The organism is Paenibacillus sp. FSL H8-0315, from assembly GCF_038005365.1.
Lineage (GTDB): Bacteria > Bacillota > Bacilli > Paenibacillales > Paenibacillaceae > Paenibacillus_AQ > Paenibacillus_AQ odorifer.
In genome coordinates, this window is record NZ_JBBOTA010000001.1 from 1,656,689 (window position 1) to 1,675,736 (window position 19,048).

Genomic DNA, 19,048 nt, shown 5'->3' on the forward strand with positions numbered 1-19,048 from the left:
TCAACTCTCCTTTATTCCGATCCAGCTCGTCATTCTGCCTGTAATACCGTTTTCTTTGCGATAAGAAAAAAACAAATCACGATTACAGCTTGTACACCATGTTGTACATTCGATATGAGTCGGCAATATTCCTGCTTTTATCATAATGCGTCGATTCATTTCTTTCAAGTTTAGCAAGTATTTACTCTGATCAGTCTCTGAGGCTCTGTAAAGCTCCACAGCATCGAAAGTTTTTATCCCCTCATTCAAGCTGCCCTCCAGCTGCCGAACATGCTCCATCACATAATCATCCACCTCATAACAGCAGTCGCCAATGGATGGACCGATCGCTGCCACAATATCATGTGGATGGCTGCCGTATACCGTTTGCAGCTTACTCACCATAGCTGCGGCAATCTGAGCCACCGTTCCTTTCCAGCCTGCATGCGCAAGACCAACGACTCTACGCACGGGATCATAAAAATAAAGGGGCACACAATCCGCATAAAAAGAAGTCAACAAAACCCCAGGCACATCCGTCAGCAGACCATCCGTAGCTTGAAATGCCGATGCTCTGTCCTGTTGTCCCCGCCCACGGTCTACTTCCCTTACTACAGCTATCTCTGCCCCATGAGTTTGTTCTCCACAGGTCCATGCTTCCGGCTTGAAATCAAGAGCTTCGGCAAGCGCTCTCCGATTGCTCAGGACATCTTCAGGAGCATCCCCAACGTGAAACGCACAATTCAGGCTGTCATAGGGCACCTTGCTAGCCCCTCCCTGTCTACCAGTAAACCCCGCTGTAATTTCGTTATGCTCCACTCGCCAAGGCTCCAGATGGAGCAGCATAAGCATTTCTTTCCCCTGCACAAACGGTTCCATTTCCTCACCTCCGCCTTAGTGTACCACATGTAAATACCCGTACAAAGTGACGGTTAAGCCTGATCGCCTAAATTCTTAAATAAAAAAACAAAAAACGCACCTAATTAATAAGTGCGCCGTTCGCTGCGATCTCCCCGTTCCAGATACATCGTTTCACGCTCTTCCTGTCCCGGAGACATCCGCGACTCTTCAATCTTCACGAGTACTACATCGGACCCGATCTTAACTATATTCCGCCATGGAATAATCAGATCTGTCCCGCCTCCGAACAATCCCATAAACCGAGTGTATCCGGGTATAACGATGGCATCAATGACACCACGGCGCAAATCAAGCTCCAGATCACTAATCTGCCCCAGCCGCTTGCCATCTACAATGTTGATAACATCCTTCGTCTGAAAATCTGAGATTTTCATTTTTTTGGCAGACCCTTGATAATCCTCATTCATCTCACCACCCCTGTACAATCCGACCTATAGTCCAATATATGATCCGGAAGCTTGTCAACATGCATTAAAAAGAGGAGACAACCCAAAATCCTTAACCCGGATTCTGGAATATCTCCTCATGGCTACTGCTCTAAGATTTCACGTGTTTTTGCATTTGCTGAATCGCAGATTTCTCCAGACGTGAGACCTGTGCCTGTGAAATGCCAATCTCATCTGCGACCTCCATCTGTGTTTTCCCTTCGAAAAACCGCATGGATAAAATTCGTTTCTCCCTTTGTCCTAACTTACGCATCGCTTCACGTAATGCAATTTCTTCGATCCACGACACATCCTTATTCTTATCGTCGCTAATCTGGTCCATTACATAAATAGGATCGCCGCCGTCATGATAGATCGGCTCGAATAAGGACACTGGATCCTGAATGGCATCAAGAGCAAAAACAACATCTTCCTTCGGCACACCCAGCGCTTCTGATATTTCGAATATCGTCGGTTCCCGTGAGTTCTGATTGGTCAGACTATCACGTACCTGGAGCGCCTTGTAGGCGATATCTCTGAGAGAACGTGATACCCGAATCGGGTTGTTATCACGCAGGTAACGCCGAATCTCACCGATAATCATCGGAACTGCATATGTGGAGAATTTAACGTTTTGTGATAAATCGAAATTATCGATGGCTTTCATCAGACCGATGCAACCCACCTGGAACAAATCGTCAACAAATTCTCCCCTATTATTGAACCTCTGGATAACGCTTAGAACAAGTCTAAGATTACCGTTTACCAATTTCTCTCTGGCGGATCGCTCGCCCTGCTGCTGCAGCGAAGTGAACAGTTGCCGCATTTCCACATTCGTTAGAACAGGCAGCTTAGCAGTATCCACACCGCAAATCTCGACTTTATTACGGGTCATGATGATTTACCTCCCAAGGAGAAACATTACTGTACATTATCTCCCGGGCTCGCCATTTTATTCCTTGCTAATTTCACCTTACACCATCTTGTTAAACTCCTTGCGCAGCCGCTTGATAATTCTTTTCTCCAGCCGCGAAATATAAGATTGGGAGATGCCAAGCAGATCAGCCACATCTTTTTGTGTCTTTTCTTCGCCTCCGCGCAGGCCAAATCTCAGCTCCATAATGAGTCTTTCCCGGTCACTCAGCTTTTCCAGTGCCTTTTGCAGCAGCTTGCGATCAACCTGTTCTTCTATGTTCCGATAAATGGTATCATTTTCCGTTCCTAATACGTCAGAAAGCAATAATTCATTGCCATCCCAATCAATATTAAGCGGCTCATCAAAAGAAACCTCACTCCGTGTCTTGCTGTTCCGCCGCAGATACATTAAGATTTCGTTCTCTATGCAGCGGGATGCATAAGTAGCCAGTTTTATTTTTTTCTCAGGATCAAAAGTGTTCACAGCCTTAATTAAGCCAATAGCGCCAATCGAAACCAGATCCTCGATATTGATTCCGGTATTCTCAAATTTACGAGCGATATATACTACCAAGCGAAGATTGCGCTCAATCAACATCGCACGAACAGCTGCATCGCCGCTAGACAGCCGCTGAAGCAGATATTCTTCTTCTTCCCGTGTCAGCGGTGGAGGAAGTGCCTCACTCCCGCCAATATAATAGATTTCCTGACTCTTCAGCCCTAGTAGAAACAGCATGCGGTAATATTGCAGCTGCAGAGCAATTTTCCATTTGACCATTATTTGTTCCTCCTCCAAGAAGTGCACGGTTCGCGTGTGAAGCTTTCAAATCCCGCTTTCAGCCATCAGAAGTTTGGTTCAGCTAGCTTTAAAGATTAGGAAGGCAGTGCTGCAACAGTAGCGCTCTCTTTTTGAGTCAAATCAGGATGTATTACAGCCCGATAGGCTCCATCCCCCGACAATGTCCCACCATCCAGCCCAATCAAGACTCTTTTACAATAAAAGATATCTTCACCAAGCTTTATCGTCACCTGATCAGGCTTCAGTGCGAGCATAAATGATGCCCCCCGGTTAACTCCCCTGTAAGGCACCAGTCGCATCCTGTCCTGCCAAGCAAACGACTGCCCGTCCGTTTCTAGTAAAAGTTTGTCCGCTCCGTCCTGAGTGAGTCTACCTTTCCATGTTTCAGGCAGATGTCCCTCCCAGAGCGAAGATTCCATAACCATCACCGGTATGCGGGTCAAAGGATCACAAAGCCGGTTACCTGTGTCTAGCAGGCCGGGACAGGAAACAGTCACTCCATCAATTTCTACTACCACCTCACCGATATAGGTTTCAAGCTGCTCCCTTCTGATTCGTGAGGAGTGCACTGCCTTGAAGCAGATTAACACCAGGGGAAATACTGCAATTACAAACCAAAAGCCAATCTTTAGGCGGTAAGCATGCCCTCCTGAAGCAGTGAACATAATACCATTCCAAATATCACCGGAGCTCTGCAGCAAATAGTGAATACCTACAATCCCACCAGCCGCTGCGAAATTGATAATATAAAAAGCTCCCATAGTGCGAAGGTAGCTTTGCAGACTCCCAAAACCAAAGGCAATCCATAGCATAACCACCGACAATCCAAACTTAATGAGGAAGGTATACATGAAAGACAACTCCGGCACAAACATCATCACCACATACAGCGCACCAACCAGAGCTGAGAGGACTAAACGCCACCATGATATCCTCAGCTTGACCATCCAGCCTGTCAGCCACAAAAGAATTCCGTCGATCACTAGATTGGCGGCGAATATCAAGTCAATATAAACAACCAGTGCATTCACCTGCTTACTATGGCGGAATCTATCCTGTAGCCAAAATGGATCAGGCTCTGTTTTTTTGGACGATATGATTAGTATAAAAAGTCTCGCATTCAAAGTCTGTCTAAACTTGGGGGGCATTCTTAAGGTTTTTTTGTCGAGTTATAGCGCGGGAGGGTTTTATTCCTACTGAACAACATTTCACATAAAAAAAAGCACCGCATTGCCCTAGCTCTATTAGCTGGGGAATACGGTGCTTCATATCTTTTAATAAAAATATTTAATTAGTCATTGTTGCCACGATTACGGTTACGCAGGAACGTCGGAATATCTAATTGATCTGACGTATTCTGATTCCCGAACGGACGCAGATTAGCAGCGTTCTTATCCGGTGCTGCCGCTGGCTCGTTATTCGTCGAGACCGGACGGCGTCCTGGTGCTTCAGGTGATGGTTTATGTTCAAAGCCAGTAGCAATTACTGTTACTTTGATATCATCCTTCAGGCCTTCATCAATTATCGCACCAAAGATCATATTCACTTCAGGATCAGAGGCGGATGTAACAATCTCAGCCGCTTCATTGACTTCGTATAGAGAGAGGTTAGATCCTCCCGTAATGTTCATAATTACGCCGCGGGCGCCTTCAATAGACGTTTCCAAGAGTGGGCTCATGATGGCTTTACGTGCTGCTTCAGACGCACGGTTCTCACCATTTGCAATACCAATACCCATAAGGGCTGAACCGCGCTCTGTCATGATCGTCTTTACATCCGCAAAGTCAAGGTTAATCAGACCAGGAACCTTAATTAGGTCAGAGATACCTTGAACAGCCTGCCGGAGAACATTATCTGCTTCACGGAAAGCTTCCAACATCGGTGTTTTCTTATCAACAATTTCAAGCAAACGGTCATTTGGAATGACGATTAGTGTGTCGACTTTTTCTTTCAAAGCTTCGATTCCAAGCATTGCCTGGTTATAACGTTTTCTTCCTTCAAAAGTGAACGGGCGAGTCACTACACCCACAGTCAGGGCTCCACACTCTCTAGCAATTTCAGCTATAACTGGTGCCGCACCTGTACCTGTACCGCCACCCATTCCTGCAGTAACAAATACCATATCTGCACCTTTAAGGGTATTCGAAATCAGATCACGGGATTCCTCCGCTGCTTTCTTACCGACTTCAGGGTTGGCGCCTGCACCCAAACCGCGGGTCAGCTTGTCCCCAATCTGCAGCTTGTGCTCCGATTTGGCCATATGCAACGCTTGGGCGTCTGTATTAACCGTAATAAATTCTACACCCTGAACGCCGTTTTCAATCATCCGGTTGACAGCATTACTACCTCCGCCGCCCACGCCGATGACTTTTATTTGCGCCAAGCTCTCCATTTCAAAATCAAATTCTAACATATTGTTCCATCTCCCCCTCAATGTGCTTGGATGGCCGGTCCAAGTATATCTGGACTTACACTTATATAAACTCGCTAAACATATTTTTTAGACGCTCCACAAATCCGGGCTTCTGAACAGTTTCCTGACTCGGAGTGGCGTTCTGCTTGCTCCGGTTGACCGTCTTTTTGTTGCTGCTTCCACCACTGTTTCTTCCACGGAAACTACGGACAACATTATGCAGAATACCGACACCGCCGGTAAACCCAGGGTCCCGTACACCGATATAATCCGGCACGGCGATGCGTACAGATGCAGCCAGCTCGGTCTGAGCAGCCTTCAATACACCCGGCATCGAGACAGTCCCACCTGTTAGTATATAACCTCCAGGCAGTTCACTGTAACCAAGCCGTTTAACTTCTTGACGAATCAGGTGGAATATTTCTTGCACCCTTGGCTCGATAATGGCCGCCAGATCCTCTTGGTTAAATTCCTTCTCCACGTTACTGCCAATGCGCAATACCTTGAAGACAACGTCTGAGGCTGCATCGTCAATCCAAGCACAACCATATTTAAGTTTTACCTTCTCCGCTTGATCAGTAAGTGTCCGAAGTCCGTAGGCAATATCATTGGTTACGAATTCTCCTCCGATCGGAATCGTGGAGGTTGCACTAAGAGAACCCTCTTCGTATATGGCTATTGTTGTTGAGCCCGCACCGATATCAACCAGAACAGATCCCATCGATTTCTCGTCCTTGGACAGCGCCAATCCACCAGCTCCAAGAGACATCAGCACAAGATCCTTTACCTTCAGCCCTGATTTCTCAACACAGCGTAGTAGATTATGTATTGGCGTCTTAGCACCCGTAATGATTGTTGCCTCAACTTCCAGACGAACACCAATCATTCCGCGCGGGTCTTGAATTCCTTCAAGACCATCGACGATAAATTGTTTGGGAACAACATCAATCACTTCACGCTCCGGAGGCATAGCAATGACTTCCGCAGCTTTAATTACGCGATCGATATCATCATCGCCGATTTCACGATCCTCATTCTGAACGGCCACAACACCGTGGCTGGATTGCAGGCCAATATGATTACCGGAAATGCCTACATAAACCTCTGATATTTGAATACCCACCATCTGCTCTGCATGATCTATAGCACTTTTGATCGATTGCACAGTTTGGTCGATATCTACAATCGCGCCTTTACGTATTCCTTCCGAATCGGCAGATCCAACGCCAATAATATTAAAGGTTCCATTGGTAACTTCCCCAATTATTGCCCGAACTTTGGATGTACCGATGTCCAAACTAACAATGATGTCATTGTTGCTCAAGTCCTATGGCACCTCCTGTTATAATCATAATTAATTGCATTACCTTATCCCGGTCCCGGGAAACTTCTCTGTACATATTCAACATACCTAATCCTTTCCCTCTTTTTTCTACAAATTTTTTGAACGGAATAATATTCCAACATCCCCAAATGTGAATAGTTACTCATATGTTATTGTAAAAATAGCAATTATCACAAGAAATATCGGCCTAATTGGTCATTTCAACCAAATATAGTACTATATCTCAAAAAAATCGAAGAAAAAAGAGGGATATAGCTTATTGCCCGTAACTCCGATTGTAGCATTTTTTTAACTCTATTAGTAGGGACTATTTACCTCCACACTACTCTTGCGCAACATCTTCTTCATCGCTTACAACCTGAAAGGGAACATATGAATCGGCTTCTAGCATTTTAATCAGTCCAGGCTGTTCAGTCTCTATAATCTGATTCAAATAGGACACCTTGCTCTTTAGCAATGAGATGGCTGTAATCACCTCAAAACGGGATCTAGTATAGAGCTTGATCCGGTCTGGAAAAGACAAGGTCGGCGAGGGAACAATCTCAGAGATATCACTTGTCAATTCATTAGGAATGCTTGCTAATGCTTGACATAGCTTAGCCTTATTCGGATCTTCCGGGTCCCAGTTCGTTAATATGGGTTTCTCAACGGCAATTCCTGTCTCATTAACAGGGACTGCAGCTCCACTGGATAGAATTGCCTTCAAGAGGCCTCCCTGTTCCAGTTCATAGGCTACCGCTGGAAATTCCTCAATCTTCACTGTGATCACCCCGGGGAAATCCTTCTGCACGCTGACGTCTTTAATCGTCTTAAGCTTCAGCAGAGATTCTTCCACAGCTTTCGTTGATACAGCAAAGAATTGCCCACCTATTTTAATTCCACTTTGTGAGAGTAGCTCTTCACTAGTAGAATACTTACTACCTTGAAAATCTATCACTGTAATATGGCTAATAGACGATCTAAAAAAAATCACAGCAAGAAGCGCAGTGAACAGCAGCAGCAGGATCGCCGTAATCTTACGGCTCATTTTTTTCTTAGGCTTGTCCTCTTTAAGAAGAGGTAATCGGGTTGTAGTCATTCTCATATTCTCCGTAATAAGGCCCTGTCTCCTTCTCTGGGAGATCTGGAAGGAGACAGGGAGCTTTAATTGGCCAAATCAAGTGGATCCGTTACAGGCACCTTACGGCTTATACGCGCGCCAAGCTTCTGAAACAGCTTCTCTATTCCATCATAACCACGGTCAATGTGATGCGCTTGCTCAACGACCGTAGTCCCTTGTGCAGCAAGCCCGGCAATGACCAGAGCTGCACCCGCCCGCAAATCAGTAGCTTCCACAGTAGCACCATACAATCTCTGAACGCCGCGAATAAACGCACGATTCAAATCGATAGAAATGTCAGCACCCATCCGGGCCATTTCTTCCACATGTTTGAACCGTCCCTCAAACACCGTCTCCTTGATCACACTAAAACCATCGGCGAGCGACAGCAGCACCATGACCTGAGATTGCAGATCCGTCGGGAAAGAAGGATAAGGAGAGGTTACAATTCTCTCAACCGCACGCGGACGCCCCATGCAGCTGACATTAATTATATCATTGCATACTGTGATTTGAACACCAGCCCGCTTAAGCACATGAATAAGCGAAGTCAGATGCCCGGCGTTCGTATGTGTCAAGGTCACATTCCCACGTGTAGCTGCCGCAGCAATCATTACAGTTCCAGCCACTATCCGGTCTGGGATTACCTCGTACGTACAGGGATATAAGTTTTTGACACCCTGGATCGTAATGGTATCCGTGCCTGCACCGATAATCTGAGCACCCATACTATTCAAAAATTGCTGTAGATCCTGTATTTCCGGCTCTCTTGCTGCTCCCGATATCGTAGTTGTCCCCTCTGCCTTGGCGGCAGCCATCATAATATTCTCCGTGGCTCCAACACTTGGATAGTCGAGATGAATATCACTCCCTACAAGCTTTGAGCCCCGACAGGATATTCGTCCGTTGCTTTCCTCGATCTCCGCCCCCAGTGCTTTAAGACCCTGCAAATGAAGATCGATTTTACGCTCCCCGATCGCACAGCCACCAGGCTGATAGATCGTTACCTCACCAAATCTGGATAACAGCGGTCCCATTAAAAAAATGGAAGATCTCATCTGCCGCATCAAATCCTCAGGTACATGAGATGTCCCCACGGCTGACGTATCTATCGTCACCGTATCCTCTTGATGCACGCACCTGCAGCCCAGCCGATCCAAGATGTCTAGCATAGTCTCGATGTCCAGCAGCTTCGGCACATTATGCAGTGAGTGAACTCCTTCGGCCAGCAGGCTTGCCGCTAGAATCGGCAGCGCCGCATTTTTTGCTCCATGGATACGAATGGTGCCTGACAGGGGACTTCCACCCTCAATCACCAATTTGTCCAATGTATCACCTCCGAGATTACCGCTCACCCACCACAAACACTTCCGATACAAGGTCATATGAAATGTACAAGATTATCCTGCACTACCTTTCAGGTTAGGAAGTGTCCTGGGTGATTGTCACGATTATAGGATTATCCTATGTTCGTTCCTCCAAGTGTGTGACAGAGAGCTGCCAATAAGGAAAAACCTCTCAAAGGTTAATGGCTTAAGACTGTTTACCGGCTAGTCTTCGGAGTTCGTTAGTGACAATGGCAGCAGAATCCCTTTTGCCCAGTCGTCTGGAAGCCTCGGACATTTTTTGGCGTACAGCTTCAGTTCCAATGATTGCTTGCACAGCTTCATAAAGCGCCTTACCATTCAAATCCTTCTCAAGCAGCACCACAGCGGCCCCTTCGCGTTCCAGCTGTCTTGCATTCGCCTCTTGGTGATTATTCGTCACATTAGGAGAAGGGATAAGTACAGAAGGAATGCCCAGCGCTGTAATCTCAGCGAGAAAGGATGCCCCCGCCCGATTTACGATTAAGGAGGTACAAGCCAAGACCTCCGGCATATTGTGAACATAAGGTAGGACATGCAGCCAGTTCGGTGTGCTACCCAGCTTCTGACGCAATTCAGCACGGGTATCCTCAAAATAAGGCTCACCTGTAACGTAAACATAATGAACACCATTACCCTTACCCACAAATGGGGCCATTTCAATCATGGCTTTATTAATAGCCTTAGCCCCTTGACTGCCGCCAACAACCAAAACAACCGTGCTGTTATCCGGAATGCCCAGCGAGGCAAACCCCCGTTGTGAACTAGCCGTAGTAACCGTCGTTGCCCGAGGATTACCTGTGTAGATTACGTGCTTGCTCCCCGGAAAAGCAGATTCTGTCCCTTCAAAGCTTACGGCCACTGTACTCGCGTAACGACTTAGAAAACGATTTGTTAAACCAGGGATAGCATTTTGCTCATGGATCAAGGTTGGGATGCCCAGCCGGGATGCAGCGTAAACGACTGGACCACATACATAACCGCCTGTACCAATTACAACATCAGGCTTAAACTCTCTTAACATTTCTTTGGAAGCCTTAACGCCCTTTAAAAAACGCATCACCGTCTTGACGTTGTCCATGGACAGCTTGCGCCGAAAGCCAGTGATGTCGATAGATTTGAAAGGGATATTCTCTTGGGGAACGAGCTTGCTCTCTAAGCCACGCGTTCCACCAATATACAGGAAGGTAGATTCACTATCTTCTGATTCCAGTTGTCTAGCAACAGCGACTGCGGGATAGATATGACCACCCGTGCCTCCGCCGCTTAATACGATACGCATGTCTTTCACCTCGCATAACGGGATAAGTTCAATAGAATGCCCAGGGAGGTTAACATCAGTGTAAGTGAAGAACCTCCATAGCTAATCAGAGGAAGTGTGATGCCTGTTACAGGCATTAGACCGATGACCACACCAATATTAATAATGACTTGCACAGCCACCATACAGACGATGCCAACGGCCAAATAGCTTCCAAAACGGTCAGGCAGACTCATCGCCACCTTCATTCCGCGCCAGATTAGAATAAGAAACAGGATCAACACAGCCAAACCACCGATAAACCCCAGTTCCTCGGCCAATATAGAAAAAATAAAATCGGTCTGCGGCTCAGGTACATAACTGTACTTCTGCCGGCTCATTCCAAGTCCGAGACCCCCGAGCCCTCCAGGCCCAATCGCGTATAGCGACTGAATAATCTGGTAGCCTGCACCGAGGGGATCGGACCAAGGATCAAGAAAAGCGGTGATCCGCTGCAACCGGTAAGGTGCTGCGGCAACCAAAGCAACAAACCCAGCCACCCCAGCTACTCCTAGTGAGAGTAGATGTTTCATTCTTGCCCCAGCTGTAAAGACCATCATTAAGGCTGCGCCAAACATAACGGTACCTGTACCCAGATCCGGCTGGAGCATAATCAGTGCAAAAGCTGATCCGATAAGCGCTAACGGGGGAAGTAAGCCACGAGTGAAGGAGGTGATATCATACTCTTCTTTTCCCAGCCAATTCGCCAGAAATAGAATCATCCCCATCTTCATGAACTCGGAGGGCTGAATCCCGAAGGAGCTGATTCCGAGCCAGCTGCGCGCTCCCCCGCGAACTACACCAATGCCGGGAATAAGCACCATAACGAGCAGGATAAAGCAGACAATCAGTGCCGGCTTAGCCAGCTTTTTTAACACTTTGTAGTCTGTATTCGCTGTAACAAACATTGCAACAAGTCCCAGTCCTGCAAACAAAAGCTGCCTCTTTACAAAGTAAAACGAATCTCCATAATTGCGGAAGCCTAAAACAGATCCGGCGCTGTATACCATCACCATGCCGATCACCAGCAAAGAAAGAATGGGAATCAGCAACCAAATATCGGGAGCATGACGAGTTTTGTTCATCAGGAGCACACCTCTTGCATCCGTAGTAGGGGCTTATCCACCCCCCTACTTAAAGGTTATGCACCGCCTCTTTAAAAATACACCCGCGCTCTTCATAGGATGTAAACATATCCCAACTAGCACATGCAGGAGACAGGAGAACGATATCTCCTTCTTCCGCCAGAGCGGAAGCTTCCCGCACAGCTGCTTGCAGCACGGCGGCGGCGCTCTCCCCATTATCGACGGAGATAATCTGCTTTAATCCTGCCAGCTGTGCTACATTTATTAGCTTGTCCTTGGTTTGTCCTAACGCCACCAAAGCTTTGACGCGTCCGCTCAGGACAGGCAGCAGCTCCATATAATCGGAGCCGCGGTCTAATCCGCCAGCAATCAATACCACCGGCCGCTGAAACGATGTCAAAGCCGTAATTGTCGCTTTGGAGTTCGTTGCTTTGGAATTGTTATAATAAGCGGCTCCAGCCTTATCAGCTACATACTCCAGGCGGTGCTCCACACCGCGAAAAGAAGAAAGCACTCCGCTTAATAGAGAGGGGTCCGCTCCAGCGGCAATAGCAATTCCACAGGCAGCCAGCGCATTCCCCACATTAAAGCGACCCGGAAGGGCGATGGAATCTACATCCGCGATTATCGTTTCCTTGTCCGCAGATTCGCGATAGATAATGTGGCGCTTCAGCTCATCATCTTGCCCCGTAATGTAGGACGGGCTAACAAATACTCCATGAGGCAGCTCCTCAAACAAGGAGAATGGAAGAATCGAAGCCTTCATATAGGGTACAAGTTCCCGGCAGACAGGATCATCCCAGTTCAGCACTGCTGTATCCGTAGCTAATTGATTAGCGAACAGCTTGGTTTTGGAATCCACATAATCTTTCATGCTTCCATGATAATCCAGATGGGTCTCTGCAATATTCAGCAGACAGCCTATCTTAGGCCGGAAGGTCTCCGTTCCTTTAAGTTGAAAGCTGCTAAGCTCAACTACCATCCAATCATCCTTTGTAGCCTCTTGTGCAGCCTGACAGAGAGGCGTACCAATGTTGCCCGCAACTATAGGGTTCATTCCCGCAGCTTCCAGCATATGGCCTACCCAGGTCGTCGTTGTCGTCTTACCATTGGAACCCGTGATCCCGATCATCGGCGCTGCACAAAGTCGATAAGCCACCTCTACCTCTGTGACCACTTCAATTCCAAGCTCAATTGCCTTTTGTACAGGGGGCGCAGAATAAGGAATGCCTGGATTCTTGATTACCAGACTTACACCTTCATGAATAAGACCTTCCGGATGCCCACCGCATATAACACAAATTCCCAAAGATTCCAATTCGGAAGCTTCGGGACTTTGATCTCTTTCCTTTTTATCGTTCACCGTAACTACAGCGCCGCGTTCATGCAGCACTTTAGCCACCTGGACACCGCTTTTAGCAAGCCCAAGAACCACAACTTCTTCACCACGATACTTATCTGGATGTTTCATTCTCTACAACCCCTTGCTAATAAATAGTCCCACAGCAGCCAACACCAAGCTAACCGCCCAGAACGAAATTACCACACGCCACTCCGACCAGCCACCAAGCTCAAAATGATGGTGAATCGGGCTCATTCTGAATACACGTTTGCCACGGGTTTTAAATGAAACGACTTGAATCACAACGGACAACATTTCAATTACAAAAACGCCGCCAATGATGAGAAACAGCAGCTCACTCTTCGTGACAATAGCAATAGCACCTATCGCGCCACCAATACCAAACGAACCCGTATCCCCCATAAATACTTTAGCAGGGTGGGCATTAAACACAAGAAAGCCAAGTACAGCACCAATCATGGCCGCAGCACATACACCTGCCGCAATAGACGTAGCCTGCATTGCCACCACCGCGTATGCGGCCAAAGCAATGGCACTAACCCCGGACAACAGTCCATCGACTCCATCTGTAAAGTTAACGGCATTCGTCACTGCCATCATCATAATAATGATGAATGGATAATAGAACCAGCCACCCCAATCAAAGCTGAAATCAGTACCTGGAACGCTGATACTTGTACTGTGTCCGGCATAGATCAGAAGACCGCACATTAAAGCACCAACCAGCAGCTGTCCAAATAACTTTTGACGAGCTGTGAGCCCTAAGGAACGCTTAAATACAATTTTGATATAGTCATCCAAAAATCCAATCAATCCAAAACCAAGCGTAGCTACAAGCAGTACATAAAAATCTGTATTCACCACAGAAAATTTCAGATAAGACAAGGTAAAAGCTACGATAATCACGATACCGCCCATAGTCGGCGTTCCCGCTTTCTTCAAATGGGTTTGCGGTCCGTCATCTCGCACCTGCTGTCCGAATTTCATCCTGCGCAGAAGCGGAATGAAGAGCGGAGCGGCAATGACCGCAAGGATAAAGGAAACAGCAATAGTCAATAACAATAGTTGATAATCCATGGGTACACCCCCTCCAATGATTTAGGTCTGTTGAATATCTTTATTTAGGCTCTGAAGCACTTCCTCGAGCTTCATCCCTCTTGATCCTTTAAATAGAACAATATCCTTAGCACTGCATTTCTCTAGAAGGACAGCGGTTAGTTCCGCTTTATCTGTAAAAGCTTTGACGCGCTCTTTGCCGAATTTCTCTTCTGCTGCTTTGGCAATATGAACGGATAATGGTCCGTAAGTACATACAAAATCAGTTAAGGAAGGGTCAAGGTAGTAGCCTATTTCTTGATGAAATTCTACTTCCTCCGGCCCAAGTTCCAGCATGTCCCCGAGCACAGCGATTTTATTGCCACTGCATTTCATAGATTGCAGGACATCTATAGCCGCCTTCATAGAAGTAGGGCTGGCATTATAAGCATCGTTTAAAAGCGTAAGTCCGGAGGAAGTCCGAATCACTTCAATCCGCATGCCCGTCAACTTGAGCTTGCTCAGACCGTCCTTCATATTCTGCTCCGTAACCCCAAAATGACGAGCAACCGCTAGTGCAGCCAGAGCGTTAACAACGTTATGCTGACCTGGCAGCGGTAATGTAAAAGCATGTTCCTTATGACGGCTTGACGTGAACGTCATGCCACCAGTATGGGACATCATCCCTGTTGGATAATCATCATTATCCTCATTTAGACCAAATCGGAACGTTCTCATCCCTTCTGGAGCCTTAAAAGTGGACTCTTGCATTACCTCAGTCAGCAGCGGTTCGTCACCATTATAAATCAGCAATCCCCCCGGCTTCAGCCCTTCAGCAATCTCCAGCTTGGCGCGGGCTATTTCTTTACGTGACCCCAGCTGCAGTAAATGCGACTCGCCTACATTAGTAATTACCGCTACGTCTGGTTCAGCCAAAGAAGCCAGCAGAGCAATTTCTCCCCGCGAGCTCATCCCCATTTCAAGTACAGCGATCTCTGTATCCTCAGCCATGGATAAAATAGTAAGCGGAAGACCGATATGATTATTGAAATTCCCCGCTGTTTTGTGCACTTTGAACTGCACTTCAAGCAGAGACATAATGATATCTTTTGTTGTTGTTTTCCCGTTGCTGCCCGTAACAGCGACAACCTGCGGAGCCACTTCCTTCAGATAAGCAGCGGACAACTTCTGAAGAGCCTCTAGCGTATCTTCAACAATAATAACTCCGCCACCTTCAGGTACCGGTCCTTTATCGCGTTGCCACAAGGTTGCACCCGCACCAGCAGCCAGTGCTGCGGCAGCATAATGGTGACCATCGAATTTGTCTCCAGATAGAGGCACAAACAGGCAACCGGGTGTGATCTTACGGGAGTCGGTAACGACTCCCGTAAGGGTTGTATTCATAGCTTCGACAGCAGCAGGTTCCCCTGCGCACATGGCAGCAATATTTTCAAGCGTTCTTGTAATCAATAGTTTCGGCCCCTTATAACTTCTTTAGCGACGATGCGGTCATCGAAATCATGAACCACTCCGCCAATCAGTTGATAGGTCTCATGACCTTTCCCCGCAATCAATACTACATCGCCAGGGCTTGCCATTTCAATAGCCTTCCCGATAGCTTCTCGGCGATCAACAATCATATGATACCGGTCAGAGGTGACTCCATCCTCTACTAGTCCTGCTTCTATATCCTTCAAGATTAGTTGAGGGTCCTCCGTCCGGGGGTTGTCAGAAGTTACGAATACCATGTCGCTATATCGTGCAGCGATCTTCCCCATTAATGGACGTTTCGTCCGGTCTCTGTCACCGCCACAGCCAAATACTGTAAGCACTTTGCCGGTAGCAAATTCGCAGACCGTTTTTAATACATTCTCTAGCCCGTCTGGTGTATGTGCGTAGTCAACGATAACAGCAAATTCCTGACCTTCGTCCACTGACTCCACCCGTCCAGCTACACCATCGATTGCCTCAAGACTAGTCTTGATATCAGCCAGAGAGACATCTTCCAATAAAGCAGCTGTAATCGCCGCGAGTGCATTGTAGACATTGAACTTACCAACCATACGGAGTGAAATGTCCGTCTTCCCCTTAAACGTATCCACATGGAAAAAAGTTCCTTTTGCGGTGATCGATATTTGCGAAGCTCGGACATTAGCGTTGTTATCAATGCCATATGTAATCACTTCCGCCGCAGTTTGGGCTGCAAAATATTGACTGGCTTCATCATCCGCGTTCAACACCGCATATTTGCGTTCTTCCTTCCACGGAGAGATCACATTTCCCAATCTGGAGAAAAAGAGCCCTTTAACCGCCCGATACTCCTCCATTGTATGATGATAATCCAGATGATCTTGGGTTAAGTTCGTAAAAATTGCCGTACGGAAGTCCGCACCCTTCACACGTCCTTGCTGAAGTGCGTGAGAGGATACTTCCATTACGCAACATTCCACACCTTTGGAAGCCATATCATGAAGGGAACGCTGCAGATCTAGCGATTCTGGAGTTGTGCCTGACATAGGGTAGCTTTTGCCGTCATAGCGCATTTGAATTGTTCCAATCAGACCTGTCTTCATATTCTGATCCTGCATAATCCGCTCAATGAGATAAGTCGTTGTTGTTTTGCCGTTTGTGCCCGTCACCCCGATCATTCTCATCCGGCTGCTAGGTGAGCCAAAGAATGCATTCGACATGACAGACATCGCAAACCGGCAGTCATCTACAACAATCTGCGGGATATCAAGCTCCAGCTTGTGCTCACATACAATAGCCGCCGCTCCGGAGGCTACTGCTTGCGGCGCATATTTGTGCCCGTCCACGGTGTGGCCAGGCAAACAAATGAATAGATCTCCCGGGCCTACACGGCGGGAATCCGTCTGAAGATCAGTAATCTCCACATCTCCATCCCCGTATAGTTGCGAAGTAGCAAGACAAGCAGATAATTCGTTAACTTTCATAGTAATCCCTCACTCTACATTTTCGGATACGAGCTGAAACCTTATACCTTAATCATTATTCACTAGATGCTCCCATATAAATCCTGATGGTTGAGCCCTGTTCTACTCTGGCCCCAGCCTTAGGAGCTTGATTGATGACCGTATTTCCTGTGCCTGAACGTGCAAGATTAAAATTCATATTTAAATCCTCATAGATATCCTGCACCGTTGCTCCGGTAAGATCAGGTACGGTCACTATCGGAGTTTCGCCATACTTATAAGTTTTGGGAAGCTGATCACTGCGCTCCGGAATCTTCATATAGTGCAGCGAGTCTTCCAAAATATTTTGCACGATTGGAGCTGCAACCACACCCCCAAATTGAATCCCTTTCGGATTATCCACGGCAGTGTACACAACGATCTGAGGATCATCCGCTGGCGCAAAGCCAATAAAAGAAACAATGTGCTCTGTTGGAGAATAACGTCCATTTACAACCTTCTGTGCAGTACCCGTCTTGCCACCTACACGATAGCCGTCAATAAAAGCCGGCCGTCCTGTGCCTTTGGCAACCACGCTCTCAAGTGCTGCCCGCACCTTCTTGGATGTTTCCTCCGAAATGACCTGCCGCACAAGCTCAGGCTTCACCTCTGATACAGTCTCTCCAGTAACCGGGTTAACCCATGCTTTTGTTACATGAGGTTTATAGAGATTACCGCCGTTGATAGCCGCGGATACCGCAGCAATCTGCTGAATAGGCGTAACCGAAACCCCTTGACCAAAGGCTGTAGTCGAAAGCTCTACCGGACCTACTTGATTAAGCTTGAACAGAATACCATTAGCTTCCCCATTCAGATCAATTCCCGTTTTGCTGCCAAAACCAAAATCACGAATATATTTGAAAAGTGATTCTTTTCCCAGCCGTTGCCCTAAGGCGACAAACCCAGGGTTACAGGAGTTCTCAACTACCTGTAGAAAGGTTTGACTACCATGACCGCCCTTTTTCCAGCAGCGCAGCTTTGCGCCCGCCACCTCGATAAACCCCGGATCATAGAAATGATCGTTCTGAAGATCTACTTTACCTTCCTGCAGCGCAGCAGCCAGAGTGATGATTTTGAACGTTGAACCAGGTTCATAGGTCATCCAGATAGGCAGATTCCGGTTGTAAATCTGCGCATCATATTCCTTGTATGATGCTGGTTCATACCCCGGTCTGCTAGCCATGGCTAGTATCTCACCATTCTTCGGATTCATAGCTATAGCCCAAGCACCCTGCGCCTGATATTTCACCATAGCCTGATCAAGCTCACGTTCCATAATGGACTGGATCTGTTTATCAATCGTCAGCTGCAGATTAAGTCCGTCTTGAGGGGCAGAATATTTCTCAGATGAGCCAGGCATAAGTCTTCCGCCCGCATCAGACAAATAAGAAATATTGCCGGCTATACCTTTGAGCAGATTGTCATATATACTCTCTACTCCTGTAATACCCTGGTTATCTATACCTGTGAAGCCTAGAATATGCGCGGCTAAATCGCCGTAAGGGTAATACCTTTTGCTATCCTCAGCGACAACGATGCCCGGCAGCTGCAAATCACGGATGCTCGCGGCAAGATCCATCGTAATTTTGCGGCCGCCGGGCTGAAGTTTCACCGACATTTCTTTTTTGGACAGCAATGTCATCAGCTTCTCCTCAGTCATCCCAAGCAGTGGAGCTAATTGCTGTGCTGTCTTTTGCTTCTCTTTTACCTGCACCGGTACTGCATACACTGTAGGTGTGGTGATATTAGAAACGAGCGGCACACCTTCACGATCCATAATTTCACCACGTTTAGCGGTAAAAGGAATATTGCGGCGCAAGGAATCTTCTACCTTCGCAGTCAGTTCCTCGCCTTGAGATAATTGCACATACGCAAGACGCACGACCAGCGAACCGAATAACACTGCCAGTCCCAGCAATGTCCACAGCATTCTCCGCCGTGTTACGACTTTGGAAACCTTCATTCCGTTCTCCCCCACTTTCAACAATAGACATGAGCTCTTATCTTCATGACTATTCGGGACAAACAGGGGT

Annotated in this window: 16 protein-coding genes; all 16 read right to left on the reverse strand. The window is 47.2% G+C overall.

Annotated elements, in window-relative coordinates; translation table 11 throughout:
* Complete coding sequence (pgeF, locus tag MHB56_RS07185; protein WP_340394480.1) at positions 1 to 858, reverse strand: peptidoglycan editing factor PgeF; 858 nt, start codon at positions 856 to 858, stop codon at positions 1 to 3.
* Positions 859 to 962: 104 nt separating this feature from the next.
* Positions 963 to 1,307: a YlmC/YmxH family sporulation protein gene (locus MHB56_RS07190; protein ID WP_036683628.1), complete on the reverse strand. Its 345-nt coding sequence runs from the start codon at positions 1,305 to 1,307 to the stop codon at positions 963 to 965.
* A 130-nt stretch (positions 1,308 to 1,437) separates the two neighbouring features.
* Positions 1,438 to 2,220, reverse strand: coding sequence for an RNA polymerase sporulation sigma factor SigG (sigG, locus tag MHB56_RS07195; RefSeq protein WP_036683631.1), 783 nt, complete (start codon positions 2,218 to 2,220; stop codon positions 1,438 to 1,440).
* Between the two features lie 78 nt (positions 2,221 to 2,298).
* On the reverse strand, positions 2,299 to 3,021 hold the full coding sequence (gene sigE, locus MHB56_RS07200) for an RNA polymerase sporulation sigma factor SigE (RefSeq protein WP_036683937.1): 723 nt from the start codon (positions 3,019 to 3,021) through the stop codon (positions 2,299 to 2,301).
* 92 nt (positions 3,022 to 3,113) lie between these two features.
* Entirely contained in the window at positions 3,114 to 4,061 is a 948-nt protein-coding gene (gene spoIIGA, locus MHB56_RS07205; RefSeq protein ID WP_076129086.1) for a sigma-E processing peptidase SpoIIGA, read from the reverse strand.
* 269 nt (positions 4,062 to 4,330) lie between these two features.
* Complete coding sequence (gene ftsZ / locus MHB56_RS07210) at positions 4,331 to 5,452, reverse strand: cell division protein FtsZ (protein ID WP_076129065.1); 1,122 nt, start codon at positions 5,450 to 5,452, stop codon at positions 4,331 to 4,333.
* 61 nt (positions 5,453 to 5,513) lie between these two features.
* The gene (gene ftsA, locus MHB56_RS07215; RefSeq protein WP_076136520.1) at positions 5,514 to 6,776 is read right to left on the reverse strand and encodes a cell division protein FtsA; all 1,263 of its coding nucleotides are present in this window, start codon (positions 6,774 to 6,776) and stop codon (positions 5,514 to 5,516) included.
* A 343-nt stretch (positions 6,777 to 7,119) separates the two neighbouring features.
* The gene (locus MHB56_RS07220; protein WP_076129061.1) at positions 7,120 to 7,875 is read right to left on the reverse strand and encodes a cell division protein FtsQ/DivIB; all 756 of its coding nucleotides are present in this window, start codon (positions 7,873 to 7,875) and stop codon (positions 7,120 to 7,122) included.
* Positions 7,876 to 7,940: 65 nt separating this feature from the next.
* Positions 7,941 to 9,224 (reverse strand): UDP-N-acetylglucosamine 1-carboxyvinyltransferase, encoded by a 1,284-nt coding sequence (murA, locus tag MHB56_RS07225; RefSeq protein WP_036683642.1) that lies wholly within the window; start codon positions 9,222 to 9,224, stop codon positions 7,941 to 7,943.
* A gap of 205 nt (positions 9,225 to 9,429) precedes the next feature.
* A complete protein-coding gene (murG, locus tag MHB56_RS07230) occupies positions 9,430 to 10,542 on the reverse strand; it encodes an undecaprenyldiphospho-muramoylpentapeptide beta-N-acetylglucosaminyltransferase (protein ID WP_076278780.1) in 1,113 nt (370 codons plus the stop codon).
* Between the two features lie 5 nt (positions 10,543 to 10,547).
* Positions 10,548 to 11,645, reverse strand: coding sequence for a stage V sporulation protein E (gene spoVE, locus MHB56_RS07235; protein WP_036683647.1), 1,098 nt, complete (start codon positions 11,643 to 11,645; stop codon positions 10,548 to 10,550).
* Between the two features lie 49 nt (positions 11,646 to 11,694).
* On the reverse strand, positions 11,695 to 13,116 hold the full coding sequence (murD, locus tag MHB56_RS07240; RefSeq protein ID WP_076185248.1) for a UDP-N-acetylmuramoyl-L-alanine--D-glutamate ligase: 1,422 nt from the start codon (positions 13,114 to 13,116) through the stop codon (positions 11,695 to 11,697).
* Positions 13,117 to 13,119: 3 nt separating this feature from the next.
* On the reverse strand, positions 13,120 to 14,085 hold the full coding sequence (mraY, locus tag MHB56_RS07245) for a phospho-N-acetylmuramoyl-pentapeptide-transferase (RefSeq protein WP_036683653.1): 966 nt from the start codon (positions 14,083 to 14,085) through the stop codon (positions 13,120 to 13,122).
* A gap of 21 nt (positions 14,086 to 14,106) precedes the next feature.
* A complete protein-coding gene (locus tag MHB56_RS07250; protein WP_036683655.1) occupies positions 14,107 to 15,513 on the reverse strand; it encodes a UDP-N-acetylmuramoyl-tripeptide--D-alanyl-D-alanine ligase in 1,407 nt (468 codons plus the stop codon).
* Positions 15,510 to 16,997, reverse strand: a complete 1,488-nt coding sequence (locus MHB56_RS07255; RefSeq protein WP_038572864.1) for a UDP-N-acetylmuramoyl-L-alanyl-D-glutamate--2,6-diaminopimelate ligase — start codon at positions 16,995 to 16,997, stop codon at positions 15,510 to 15,512. The genes MHB56_RS07250 and MHB56_RS07255 overlap by 4 nt, the downstream gene beginning before the upstream one ends.
* A 55-nt stretch (positions 16,998 to 17,052) precedes the next feature.
* Positions 17,053 to 18,978 carry a stage V sporulation protein D gene (locus MHB56_RS07260; protein WP_076185250.1) on the reverse strand — a complete coding sequence of 642 codons (1,926 nt, stop codon included), beginning with the start codon at positions 18,976 to 18,978 and terminating at the stop codon, positions 17,053 to 17,055.
* Positions 18,979 to 19,048 lie beyond the last annotated feature (70 nt).